Genomic DNA, 13037 nt, shown 5'->3' with positions numbered 1-13037 from the left:
CACATTAGCTTTCATTGTACCATTTGTTTCGCTAAATATGAAAAATAAAAAAATTCTTATCTTCTTTTTTTATATTCATCGTGTACTAGGTGGACAAATTCTTTTTGTTTTTTCTCGGAATTAATTAATGCCTCCATATTAATAGTAGACAAAATAAACTTCTTAATTTTTCTATTACTCCAAATTAATTTTGTATACTTTGTATCTTCGTGTAGCTTTCGAAACCACTCTAATTCACTTAATTTTGCAATATTATGTTTTAATTTCATGTCATTTCGAGGGTAAAATAAAATGATATCTGCAATTACATCAAACAATAAACTCATTTTCTCCCCTCCTATACATATATATTTCAATGTTATGGAAATATAGTTACAGGGTGATGAAATTGACCAATACATGCATAAAGATTTTTTGCGTATTTTTCTTACTATATTTTCAATCGACCTCAATTATTATGGCAAAAGCTCAAACAAATGTGATAAGTGAATTTAAACAAGCTTTACTGAAAAATGATAAAAAATTAATGAGGTCATATGTAACAGATGGAGTTGAACTACCTACTTTCAATGTAGTGGGATTCAATTTCACTAGCAATAATATTAACGTGAGGATATTTCACTTTGAAATCATATAAAGCCCCTATATGATCGTCATCATAATGAGTAATAATTATATTTTTTAAGTTTTTCATCTCATATTCATGTTTTAAAATTGCATTTTCAATTAAAGGTAAAAAACTTGGATATCCTGTATCGACTAATGTTAATTCATTATGTAATATAATTAAACTTGGATAAATACATTGTTTTTGTCCATTAAATTCGAATTCAATTGGTAGTTCTATTATTTTCATTTTTCCTCCCCCATACCCATTATTTAATGTTTAATAATTAATAAATCATCCACATACATTTTACTGTACATACTTATGTAACAAAACACTGTGAGTCGTTACATAACCAACATTCTATTATTTTGAACAGGTAATTCCTTATTTTTATGGAAATATACAATAAGAAAACCAATACAATTGATTATTTCCTCACTTCTTTGTCTATCCTTTTAAAAAATCTATTTTTTGTAAAAGGAGTGTTTATATGGAGAAACAAACACTTTGGAAAAAATTCAAGAAAAGCTCAGCAGATCTCGGTAAATCTAGCGTATATGAAAGTATTATTTTATACTACACAATGAGAAAAAAAGAGCTACCTACTAAAGCGAAATTTATCATATTAGTCGCTTTATCCTATTACGTGCTAACAATCGACTTCATTCCAGATATAGCTGCTATTATTGGGATTGGCTTATTAGATGATGTTTTAGCAATTGCTATTGCGCATAAATTTGTAATGCGCCATGCCGACGCTGAAATTCGAGAAAAGAGTAAAATAAAAATGGAGTCATTATTTACTTGAGCTCAGGCGTGACTTAAAATAGTTAGTCATTTACCCTAACTTTTCTAGTTTCAACGACAACCAATCTTTAATTAAGGTAAACTCTTTGCAGCCACTAAATATTATCCTGCATGAATTGCACTTTTACAGGATAAATCGTGTCAGAAACAACAGAAATTCTCTTAGCTCTTTACCCTTAGAAAATTAGGGTGCCAGCACTTATTCTTAAGTTCCGACACCCTATCATTCGTTTTTATGCAGTTACATGCGTCCCCCTATATAAAACTACTATTGCCGCTACTATAAGAATCATCCCCATAAAAGCAGGTGCTGCATGGCCGAGTGATACATAGATTTGTCCCCCAATAATTGGACCAATCATTCTTGCTAAAGCTTGAATAGATTGACTACCACCTTGTATCCTTCCTTGTTCACTAGAACTGACAGACTTTGAGAGCATCCCATTGAATGAAGGCCCGAAAATTGAATCACCAAAACCAAACAGTAACATCCCAACGATTAAAAGTGGATATAAGGAAAACAAAGCAGACACTGCAATAAAACTGTAGCCAATAATCTCCGATACCATTCCAAGTATCGCTATTTGTTTATCACTAAGCTTGATCAAAAGTTTTGGCATTATAAAAGCTTGTGAAATAATGTCTTGAAAGCCCATAATTGAAAACATAATTCCGATTAGTGCAGGCTGCCAATTAAAAGTATCCATCGTAAATTGAGTGAAAATTGCTTGTAAAGATCCGTTAGGTATCCATAGTAAAAACGCTGAGACAAGTAACCATTTTAAATTTTTCATGGAAAGTATGTTTGCTAGCTGTGCAAAAGGATTCAACCTTACAAAAGTAATCTCTGTTAACCTATTATTTTTATCAAGACTCTCAGGCATATATTTCATGCCATATAAAACATTTAATAAAGTTATGAGCGCTCCAAAGTATAAAGGTACAGAATGACCAAACTTTGCAAGTACCCCCCCAAGAGTTGGTCCAATAATAGTCCCCGCACCTACAACTGCACTCACCCATCCAAAGTATTTCGTTCTCTGCTCTGGGGGGATAATGTCTGCAAAATATGCGAAGATCGTACTTATGCTCCCGCCTGTTATTCCTTCTATTATGCGTCCAGCAAATAGTACCCATAAAGCTCCTCCTATTCCAAAAACTAAGTACCCAATTGCAGAACCGAACAGGCATATTAAAAGTAAGGGGCGACGGCCATATTTATCGCTCAAAGCTCCAAGTACAGGAGCAGCAAAAAATACGCAGACCGCATAAACAGAGGTCAGTAGTGTAACAAATAAAGCCTGTTCTTCCGTACTATTTATATAAGGTTGCACTAAGAATGGCACTACAGGCATGATGATACTGAAACCTATACCACAAAGAAATACAGAAATAAGTCCGAATAGTAAAGCATGTTTATCTATGCTTTTTTCAGTTTTCCTTTCATTTTGTGATCTAAATATAGACATTTAATTTCTCTCCTTAAAAATTTTGTTGCTTTGTCAACAAAATAATAACTCTGTTTTGTTGATTAGTCAACAAAAACACAATAATAAAAAGGCAGCCTATTCTCAGGAGTAAGGCTACCTTTTTATTATTTAAATTTATTACGACTTAATATGTATACCCTGTTTCTTTATTTCTGCATCCAAATGTCTACTATACTTTTCCACAAAGCTAATTATACTGTCGAATTCTTTTTCAGTTACTTGCTCAAATACGACTTTATCCCGCTCTTGAAACTCTTTGTGCAAGTCTTCATGTATTTTATAAATTTCTTTCCCTTGTTCAGTAAGCTTAAAATAGATCTCTTTTTTATTCTCTGACTTTTGATAGCTTTCAATAAGGCCTTTTTTCATGAGCTTCTTAGTCATCCTACTTATAGCACCACGAGTTACATAAAAAGCCTCTGCGAGTTGTGTCACGTTAGAATCTGCATTGTTTTCAATATATTCAATGCAGTGGACTTCAGAAGATTTAAAACCTTTAAGACCGTCTTCCATCTTATCTTTATTAAGCCAAACCAGCTTATTATATAATTCCCTAAAACCGTTCATGACCTGTTCTTCTTTATTCATGACCTGCCCTCCTCACCGCTCATTAGCACGTTACAACTATTATATTAAATTTCTACTTACGTTTCGACAATATTGAAATAATTATTGTGACATTAAAGATATGTGTAAAAATAGGGGCTTAAATAAAACAATTCATTAAAAAGCAAATTCTGCAAGGTTATTGCTACTTACAGTAAACGGTAGACAAAAAGTAAGAGCTAAGACTATTTCTCTTAGCTCTTCTTTTATAAAACTATTTCACTTCATTAGCGACAAAAAAGTGCTCACATACACTTGATATGCGCTGTAAGTCCACGTTCCCACCAGATATAACAGCTACTACTTTTTTCCCTTTTATATAACTATCAACTTTCCCTGCAAGTAGAGCAGCAGTAGCTAATGCGCCAGCCCCTTCTACAACAGCTTTACCACGTTGTAATAAGTCTTTCATCGCTACTTCTAATTCACCTTCTGATACTGTTACAATATCATCTACTAATTCTTTTACTACTTCAAAAGTTAAGTTACCAGGTATTTTAACTGCGCAACCATCTGCTATTGTAGGTGCCTCATAATGCTCTACAATCGTACCTTTGTCATAAGAAGCCTTCATCCCATGAACATTTTCTGCTTGTACACCAATTATATTGATTGATGGATTAAAAGATTTCAATGCTACAGCAATACCAGAAATAATTCCGCCTCCACCTATTGGTACAATGACAGTATCTACATCCCACATATCATCAAGAATGTCTAATCCAATTGTACCTTGACCAGCCATTACCTCTACATCATCATATGGATGTAAATATGTTTCACCTGTTTCTCTTATTATCTCTTCACATTTTGCCTTTGCATCATCAAAGGTTTCACCATGTAAAATCACTTCAGATCCATATCCTTTTGTTGCTTCAACTTTCGCCTGAGGTGCAGAAATTGGCATAATAATTTTACTTTTAATACCGAGTAAATGAGCTGATAAAGCAATTCCTTGCGCATGATTACCAGCAGAACAAGCAATTACTCCCCTCTCTTTTTCTTGATCTGTCAGCTGTGACATTTTGTTAAACGCACCACGGAATTTAAACGAACCTGTTAATTGCATATTTTCTAATTTCAAGTGAATTTCTCCGCCTGTTTTACTAGTCAAGTAAAATGATTTTACTAATGGAGTTTTACGAGCATTTCTATCCAAAATGTTTTGCGCTTTTTTAATATCGTCTATATGTAATGGTAGTTTTTTAGTTATCATACTAACACCTCTTCCAATGTTCTATTCCTAAGTTTTCGTAAGTCGTAGCCCCTTTATACGAAACCCTCTATATTAAGAAAAAGTCTTTAAATATGTACCTCACTCTGTAATACACACAGTTGTAAACAATTCAACATCCTTTTCATATCACGTTCTTTATAATGATTCAGGCATGCAATTTGGATCCAGTTATTATTTTGTAAGTACGCTGATTCATAATGGACGATATATCCTTGTAACGCTAACGCATCACCGACCGCTTTAGAAGAAAGATCTCCATTTAATTGAATCGTAAGTATAATTGGTGCGGCATGTTCTTTAGGTGAAACAAGTTTTAAGCCTATACTAGTAATAGCTTCTTCCATATAATCATATGTCTCTTTAATTTTTACAAATGCTTTTTCATCTTCAAATCTCTTCAACGCTTCTTGCAATGCATAAATTAAATTCCATGAATGTGAATATGGAATACTTTCATTTTCTTCATACATACCAATGTCCATATAGGCCGGTAAAGTCTCGTTTACTTTCACATTATGATTATGAAAAACGAAAGATAATCCAGTAAACGATTTAATTGCCTTTCCGCTAACGCCGCTCGCAAAATATACACTCTTTAAATCTATCGGTATCGCTCCAATTGAGCTAATACAATCTACACATAGTTTCACTTTATACTTTTCACATAATGCATTTAACTCGTCTAAATCATTTAACATTCCGGTAGATGTTTCATGGTGAACAAACCAAAGCCACTCATAATTTCCAGCTTCCATTATTTGTTCTAATTCTGTAGAAATAAATGGTTGTCCCATTTCCTTTTTATACGTATCAAAATGTAATTGCGCGCGTGTTGCGTGTCTAACTAATCTATTGCCAAATTCCCCATTCGTTAATACTAGTCCATTTCCTTTTAAAGAGCGTAACTGTAAAGCAATGGCATCATTTGCTAACGTCCCTGTTCCTAACATGATTTGCACACGTTTTGCTTTTGTCATTTGTAGTAAACGTTTTTTTACATTTTCCATCGTCACATGAAATGACTTAGAACGATGTGAAATCGGCTTAGTAGAAAAAGCCTTTCGAACATTCTCTTCAATATCTACTGGACCAGGTAAAAATGTATATTCTTTCGTCATAATCCCCCCAACACTCGACTCTTCAAACATAGCAGGAGTAACATACATTGGCTGAAAGGCTGCTTCTTCTGTACCAAATAACGTATGGAAAGATTTGAACCCCATTTGCTCATATAAAGGTAGTTCACGTGTTGTCGCAGAAATGAGTGCCAATTCATATCCGTTTAGAAGCAAATAACGATGTAAAAAGCGAATTAATCCTAACAATGCTCTTCCATTTCGATATTCACGTTCTACTGAAAGTAAACGAATTTCATACATGTTTTCTCCATGTTCTTGCAAATAAAAATCTAAATTTGAAATTTTATAATCTAACGAGAATGGTCGTTTTCCTCGCAATGCAACCATACCTACTAACTTATCTTCCTCTAAACAAATTAAATATGTATTTTCATCATGAAACCGATCTATACGAACACGATCTTTCGTTTCTTCATGTTGCGGAATTTCTTCTACAAATGTTTTATAATTCAATTTATGTATACGTTCAAATTCCCAATCTTGATCAGCAACTTTATAAATTAACCCCATGCCTTATCTCCTTTATGTGTTTGATAAAAATTATAAGTGGAGATTTCCTCCACTTATTAAAAGTTCGTTTCAGTCTCGATTTACATATAAAATAAGCACAATGATAAGAGCACTTAAAATAGTCGTAACAATAGAATAAGAATACAAAATCATGCAAACTGGTAAACAAGCAATTGTAATTAACCCTGGCTTAGTAAATCCTTTAAAGATTAAATAAAATATAATGAAAACAGCAACAAGGGTAAGCGCTATCAAGTAATCAAATGCGATTAATCCTCCAATAAAAGTTGATATGCCTTTTCCACCCTTGCCTTTAAATACAATTGGATAAATATGTCCAAGTAAAACAGCTAGTAAAGCTAACATTACAAATGTAGAATCTCCAAAAAGGTATTCTGCAATAGAAACTACGATTGCCCCTTTAATTGCATCACCTAAAAATGTAACGATAAAATACCCTTTTCCATATACACGTCCCATATTTCTTGCGCCGGGATTTCCGCTTCCTTCATTCCGAATATCAACGTCATGTCTCCATTTCGTTACTATATAAGCAGTCAATATGTTTCCAAATAAATAAGAAGCGACCAAATACAAAAACTGCATACTATTAATCATATAATCATTCACTTTCTACGTAGGAGTACTTATACAATATTCAAAAACTATGTATATTGTACTTTTTATCCACATCCCTTTATACATTTTAACATCATATATTTACAATTCATACAAAAATTCTCATACAGCTATTTTTTAAAATACATATTTTTCATTAAATAATATGTTCCTTTCACTGCTGGTTCGGATTGTAATACAAATGTAACTTCTCCTACACTTTTCTCACAGCATTTCTTAAATTCATCATATATTTCAGGAACGAAACGCAATATGCTGCCACTTACCGCAATTGAAACTAATAAATCAAGCTGCATCTTGTTATAAACATCTATCGTAATCCTTGCTAATTCCTTTCCAGCTTGCATCATAATTTCATGTGCAGCATCATTTCCATTTCTAGCTTCTCGAATAACGAATGGTGTGATTGCTGCAACTTTATCTTTTGAAGATCTATATACTAGCCTTTTTATATGAGACGCTGTCAAAAGTTGAAACTCGTCTTGAATTCTTATGCTTAATGGACAGAGTCTAATTCCTTGATCCAATTGATTTGCCATTCTCTTTAAAGCTTGTAATCCAATCCAATATCCGCTTCCTTCATCTCCTAAAATATGTCCCCATCCGCCGCTATACTCATACACTTCTCCTTTCTTTCCAATACAAATTGCACCTGTACCGCCAATCGTTAAAATTCCATCTTTGCCTTTTAAAGTAGCTGCATGTGCGATCATTGCGTCATTAAAAACTTCAATTTGTATTCCATACTTCTTTTTTAGACGTAATGTTAATTCATTTGTATTTACTCCGCTTATACCTGCTAATCCTAAACAAATACAAACGCAACGCTCTTTCACTACACTTTTCTGGCATTGATCAATTGCTTCCATAATATGCACAAGAGCTTCTTCAAAATCTATTAATATGTTCCCAAATCCACTAGTAGCTCTTACAAGTTCATTTCCGTCTTTATCAAATGCAATTGCTTCTGTCTTCGTTCCCCCGCCATCTATTCCAATCATATACTTCATATACGTTCTCCTCATTTTCTTCATATTGAAGGGTACGTTACATTCCCTAAAACTACAGATTTCTTTGCACCTGTTGCACTCGGCACGTTACTCGGATTACGATGATACGTTTCGTTTGCTAAAATGGCAAAGGCGATTGCTTCTTTCGCCTCTGAAGAATAGCCTATATCTTCTTGAATGAATATTGTACATTTTTCATCCTTCAATCCATACCGTATCATTTCAACAAGTGTGTCATTATAACTGCCGCCACCGCCTAAAATTACCTCATCAATTTCATAATATGGCAGAATAAACTCCTTATAATGATGAACAATTGAACTTGCTGTAAACATCGTGACAGTCGTTAATATATTTTCTTTACTATGCTTTTCATACCGCTTCAATAACTGACTTACAAACTCTTCACCAAACTGTTCTCTACCAGTTGATTTCGGTGGATTCATTTTCAAAAATGAATGATTCATACAATATGTCAAAATTTCATCTACAACTTCACCCTGTTCTGCAATTTTACCATTTTGATCATATGGCAACTGAAATAACCTTTGACATACTTCATCAATTATCATATTACCCGGACCAGTATCAAAAGCTATAACATTCTGATCACTTTTTTGACTTGGTATTACGGTAACATTACCAATCCCACCGATATTTTGTAGTAGTCTATTTTTAGTTGGATGACGATATAAAATAATCTCTGAATATGGTACAAGTGGTGCACCTTGTCCCCCAGCTGCCATGTCCATCGTTCGAAAATTAGAAATAACCGTCGTATTCGTTTCATATGCTATTACTGCAGGTTCCCCAATTTGCAATGTGGAAGATATCATATTACCTTCTGGCTTTGGCTGATGGTAAATCGTTTGTCCGTGAGAACCTATCAAATCTAATTGTTCCAAAGAAAAATTGGCCTCTTTACAAACTTCCTTTACGGCTTTAGCGAAACATAAACCTAACTTAAAATTCAAACTACATATGAGTTGGACATTTGAATTTTTTATTGATAATACTTGCTGAATCTCATTTTTTATATCATTACGAAATGGCACAGTAGTAAAATGGATGAATTCAACTTTAGAACCTACACCGCTTCCTTCTATATGAACGAGTGCTACATCTATACCATCTAACGAAGTACCAGACATTACCCCTGCAACATACATAACATGTATGACCTCCTCTTTATTAAAAAACAATCATGTAAGTTACAAACGTACAGCCAATTGAAAATAATATAAATCTAAAAAACAACTGAGCTTTCGATGCAAACGATCCATCAATAAAAGAAACAACTATTGTAAGCAAAATGCTTGCCGCAATGCTTGTAACGAGCCATATACTATACATTTGTGATAAATGTAGCATTCTTAATAAAGGCACAAAAAGTAAATTCGCACATATCACTCCAAATAATAATAAAAATACACCTTTATAACTAAATTTTATATTCATTCCATTTCATCCTCTCTGGACTTCATGTGAAAGAAGTGATAGGCAAAATACCTATCACTCATAAATTAAAGCATAAAGATTATGGATTAACAGATTCCCCTTCACCATTCTTCTCAATTTCAAGCATATTTTTGTCGTACATTTTAAAGAATGGTAAATATATAAGGAACGATATTGCTATATTTATAAAAACTAATACAATCGCACGCCAATCCCCACCTGTTGCTAAATAAGCACCAATTGGAGCAGGTAATGTCCACGGTGGCATAATATGCGTTGGTGTTACAAATCCCATTGCAGTTGCAGAATATGCAACAGTTGCCGTTACAAGTGGTGTAATGATAAATGGGATAATTAAAATTGGATTTAGTACAATCGGTAATCCGAATATGACTGGCTCATTTATATTAAAAATCCCCGGAACAATACAAGTTCTTGATAATGCTTTCGAATATTTTGATCGACCAAATACAATCATAGCTAATACAAGCCCTAATGTCGCACCAGAACCACCAATCCATATAAACCATTGATATAACGGCTCTGGTGAAATAAATGGCAATTGATCTGCTCCACTAGCAACAGCTTCTCCATTTTTCCCTAGGTATACTTCCCATAATGGCCGAGCAACAGTTCCAACAACCGACACACCATGGATTCCGAATGACCAAAAAAACGTAATTAAAAACACTGGAATCATTACACCAAAGTAACTATCCCCAGCTTTTACTAATGGTGCTGCTAATTTATCAACAACATGGTGTAAATCAATGCTAAAAACGACAGTTACTAGACTCATTATAATAATAACGAATGCAGCAGGTATAAGTGCTTCAAATGAACGCGACACAGATGGCGGTACTTGTTCTGGCATTTTAATCATTACATTTTTCTTCTTACAAAACCTTAAAATCTCTACGGATAAAATAGAAACAATCATCGTCACGAATAATCCATGACCTCCGAGATTTGTCATCGGAAGCATAAATCCTTTTTTATCAATTAATTCAGGAGTTAATGTTAATAGCAGTGAACATACTGCAAGCTGTGCTCCTGATAAAGCATCTAGTTTATAACTTTTCGCCAAATTATATCCTATTCCAAATGCTATATATAAAGACATAATAAACATAGTTAACCGATATGGTATTAATATACTTGTTTGATTCTTTAATGCCCAAACGGATATGAAGCTATCTTTCGGTAATGGTGGAAATGCTACGATTAAAAAGAAACTTCCTACGATGATAAACGGTAATGCTGAAATAACTCCATCACGGATTGCTTGTAAATGTCTCTGTTCAGAAAGTCTTGCCATCGGTCCAGATAAGTTTTTATCAAGAAACGTGACAAACTTATTCATAACGGTTCCCCCTAACGAATTAAATCATTTACAGTCTTTAATAAAGTCGGTCCACCAAGCGGCGTGTATGCTTGCGGCGGTATAATACCGCACGGGATAGATTCCTCTTCTGCGAATTTTTTAACAGAATCAAATCGATGTCTAACTTGAGGTGCAACCATTACAACGTCCCAACCATTCTTTACTTCTTCCTCTACCTCATTTGTTCCAATCGCATGCACTTCCATGTTCATACCCTTTTTCTCCGCCTCTTTTTTTAAAGCGTTTACAACAATTGCACTGGACATTCCTCCAGAACAAACGAACAAAACCTTCATTTATGAATCCTCCTATACTTATAATTTACTACCCTTCAAATGAAAGGAAGTTTCACTTTACTAACAAGCATATGAAGAAGTAAAAGAATTTAGTTATACTGAAAGTAAATTTCATTAAAAATATTTTTCCTATTAAATTAATGTTTCAATATACAATTTTCTCTATTGCAAGGCCAACCTTGCCTCGTATATTATCTTAGATAATCATATGATAGGGAGGCGTATACATGATCGTTAAACGTTTATTTATGATATGTTGCATCGTCATCTTGTTCATCCCTTTCTCTTTCATTTCCCCTCACTTTACTTATGCTGAAGTAACTACTACGTACAAAAAACACGAATTACGTGCTGTATGGATTGCATCTGTTCTTAATATTGATTGGCCCTCAAAAACTGGTTTACCAATTGAAAATCAAAAACAAGAATTTATTAAATTATTAGACGATGTAAAAAACACTGGTATGAATGCAGTCATTGTACAAATAAAACCAACTGCTGATGCCTTTTATCCTTCCAATTACGGCCCTTGGTCTGAATATATTACCGGTACACAAGGAAAAGATCCCGGATACGACCCACTAGCATTTATGATTGAAGAAGCACATAAAAGAAATATAGAATTCCACGCATGGATTAATCCATACCGAATAACGATGAATCACACTGATATAAATCGATTATCAAATAATCACCCTGCAAGACAGCACCCGGATTGGGTTGTACCTTATGGCGGAAAATTATATTACAACCCCGGTATTCCAGAAGTAAAAAAGTTTATAACTGAAGGTGCTTTAGAAATCGTACAAAATTACGATGTTGATGCATTACATATGGATGATTATTTTTATCCATATAAAGTGGCGGGTGAACAATTCCCCGATCAAAAAACGTACGAATTATATAATAACGGTAGATTTACAAATATAGAAGATTGGCGACGTGACAATGTAAATGAACTTGTAAGAGATTTAAATACTGCTATTAAACAAGAAAAGTCATATGTGAAATTTGGCATTAGCCCATTTGGCGTATGGCGAAATATAGCTGATGATCCGACTGGCTCTAACACAACTGCCGGCCAAAGAAACTTTGATGATCTTTATGCTGATACACGTGAGTGGATACAAAAAGGTTACATTGACTACATCACACCGCAAATATATTGGAATATAGGTTTCACTCCTGCTGCGTATGACATATTAGTAGATTGGTGGGTAAAAGAAACAAATAATAAACCGATCCACCTATACATTGGTCAGGCAGCCTATAAAATTAATAATAATTCTGTCCCCGCTTGGTCTGATCCTGAAGAATATCCAAGACAGATTGCATTAAACCGGCTATTCCCTCAAATTAAAGGTAGTATGCATTTTAGCTTAAAAGACATTAATAATAATCCACTTGGAGTGAAAGATAGACTCTCAAAAGACATATATAAACATCCTGCATTAGTCCCACCTATGCCTTGGCTTGATCATGAACCACCAAAACAACCTACTTTAAAAGGTGCCATTCCAAGAGATGAAGGGGTTGCTGTAGGTATCATTGATAATAGAGAGAATGATTCTGCTTATTACGCTATTTACCGCGTGAATGGAAAAAGTGAAGTGGATATACAAAATCCGAAAAATTTACTTACTACTGTAAGAAAGACAAAGCCTGGAGAAATTTATGTAGATAAAACGGCTATTCCTGGAGAAACATATACGTATGTAGTAACTGCGGTTGATCGATTGCATAATGAAAGTGTTGCTTCTAGTAAGGCCATTGTAAAAGCAAAATAGTATACAACAAAAAACTACCTATTCATAAAAGAATAGGTAGTTTTCATACTATCATTTAAATACT

Annotated in this window: 13 protein-coding genes and 2 pseudogenes; 3 read left to right on the top strand and 12 right to left on the bottom strand. The window is 33.9% G+C overall.

Annotation, left to right across the window (positions count from 1 at the left end):
* Window positions 1-56 precede the first annotated feature (56 nt).
* Window positions 57-326, bottom strand: coding sequence for a hypothetical protein (locus tag PDQ68_RS02435; protein ID WP_061182377.1), 270 nt, complete (start codon window positions 324-326; stop codon window positions 57-59).
* Window positions 327-355: 29 nt separating this feature from the next.
* On the opposite strand from PDQ68_RS02435, the pseudogene PDQ68_RS02430 reads away from it, so the two are divergent.
* Window positions 356-568 (top strand): annotated as a pseudogene (locus tag PDQ68_RS02430) (hypothetical protein); the annotation flags it as partial.
* On the opposite strand, the pseudogene PDQ68_RS02425 reads toward PDQ68_RS02430, so the two are convergent.
* A pseudogene (locus PDQ68_RS02425) lies at window positions 569-856 on the bottom strand (MBL fold metallo-hydrolase); the annotation flags it as partial.
* A 244-nt stretch (window positions 857-1100) separates the two neighbouring features.
* Between PDQ68_RS02425 and PDQ68_RS02420 the strand changes: the two are divergent.
* Window positions 1101-1418: a YkvA family protein gene (locus PDQ68_RS02420; RefSeq protein WP_061182755.1), complete on the top strand. Its 318-nt coding sequence runs from the start codon at window positions 1101-1103 to the stop codon at window positions 1416-1418.
* A gap of 232 nt (window positions 1419-1650) precedes the next feature.
* Here PDQ68_RS02420 and PDQ68_RS02415 read toward each other — a convergent pair whose 3' ends face one another.
* The 10 genes from PDQ68_RS02415 to PDQ68_RS02370 all read right to left on the bottom strand — a co-directional run bounded on the left by PDQ68_RS02415 (window position 1651) and on the right by PDQ68_RS02370 (window position 11186).
* The gene (locus PDQ68_RS02415; protein ID WP_061182754.1) at window positions 1651-2886 is read right to left on the bottom strand and encodes an MFS transporter; all 1236 of its coding nucleotides are present in this window, start codon (window positions 2884-2886) and stop codon (window positions 1651-1653) included.
* 138 nt (window positions 2887-3024) lie between these two features.
* On the bottom strand, window positions 3025-3495 hold the full coding sequence (locus tag PDQ68_RS02410; RefSeq protein ID WP_001030893.1) for a MarR family transcriptional regulator: 471 nt from the start codon (window positions 3493-3495) through the stop codon (window positions 3025-3027).
* Window positions 3496-3727: 232 nt separating this feature from the next.
* Window positions 3728-4729, bottom strand: a complete 1002-nt coding sequence (gene tdcB / locus PDQ68_RS02405; protein ID WP_000628902.1) for a bifunctional threonine ammonia-lyase/L-serine ammonia-lyase TdcB — start codon at window positions 4727-4729, stop codon at window positions 3728-3730.
* A gap of 86 nt (window positions 4730-4815) precedes the next feature.
* A complete protein-coding gene (locus PDQ68_RS02400) occupies window positions 4816-6399 on the bottom strand; it encodes an aminotransferase class V-fold PLP-dependent enzyme (RefSeq protein WP_270786573.1) in 1584 nt (527 codons plus the stop codon).
* Window positions 6400-6468: 69 nt separating this feature from the next.
* Window positions 6469-7017, bottom strand: coding sequence for a glycerol-3-phosphate 1-O-acyltransferase PlsY (plsY, locus tag PDQ68_RS02395; protein ID WP_000610849.1), 549 nt, complete (start codon window positions 7015-7017; stop codon window positions 6469-6471).
* Between the two features lie 131 nt (window positions 7018-7148).
* Window positions 7149-8048, bottom strand: a complete 900-nt coding sequence (locus PDQ68_RS02390; RefSeq protein ID WP_061182752.1) for a BadF/BadG/BcrA/BcrD ATPase family protein — start codon at window positions 8046-8048, stop codon at window positions 7149-7151.
* 20 nt (window positions 8049-8068) lie between these two features.
* Window positions 8069-9217, bottom strand: coding sequence for an anhydro-N-acetylmuramic acid kinase AnmK (gene anmK, locus PDQ68_RS02385; protein ID WP_270786572.1), 1149 nt, complete (start codon window positions 9215-9217; stop codon window positions 8069-8071).
* Window positions 9218-9239: 22 nt separating this feature from the next.
* Entirely contained in the window at window positions 9240-9506 is a 267-nt protein-coding gene (locus PDQ68_RS02380) for a hypothetical protein (protein ID WP_016717502.1), read from the bottom strand.
* Between the two features lie 79 nt (window positions 9507-9585).
* Entirely contained in the window at window positions 9586-10869 is a 1284-nt protein-coding gene (locus PDQ68_RS02375) for a PTS sugar transporter subunit IIC (RefSeq protein WP_001032281.1), read from the bottom strand.
* A gap of 11 nt (window positions 10870-10880) precedes the next feature.
* On the bottom strand, window positions 10881-11186 hold the full coding sequence (locus tag PDQ68_RS02370) for a PTS sugar transporter subunit IIB (protein WP_000865887.1): 306 nt from the start codon (window positions 11184-11186) through the stop codon (window positions 10881-10883).
* A gap of 227 nt (window positions 11187-11413) precedes the next feature.
* Here PDQ68_RS02370 and PDQ68_RS02365 point away from each other — a divergent pair, with 227 nt between their 5' ends.
* Window positions 11414-12973: a glycoside hydrolase family 10-like protein gene (locus PDQ68_RS02365; protein ID WP_061182750.1), complete on the top strand. Its 1560-nt coding sequence runs from the start codon at window positions 11414-11416 to the stop codon at window positions 12971-12973.
* Window positions 12974-13037: the final 64 nt, after the last annotated feature.

The sequence above is a fragment of the Bacillus cereus group sp. Bc010 genome (genome assembly GCF_027716745.1).
Lineage (GTDB): Bacteria > Bacillota > Bacilli > Bacillales > Bacillaceae_G > Bacillus_A > Bacillus_A pacificus.
Note: the sequence above shows the minus strand (reverse complement) of the source record. Positions and strands in the feature narration are given on the sequence as shown.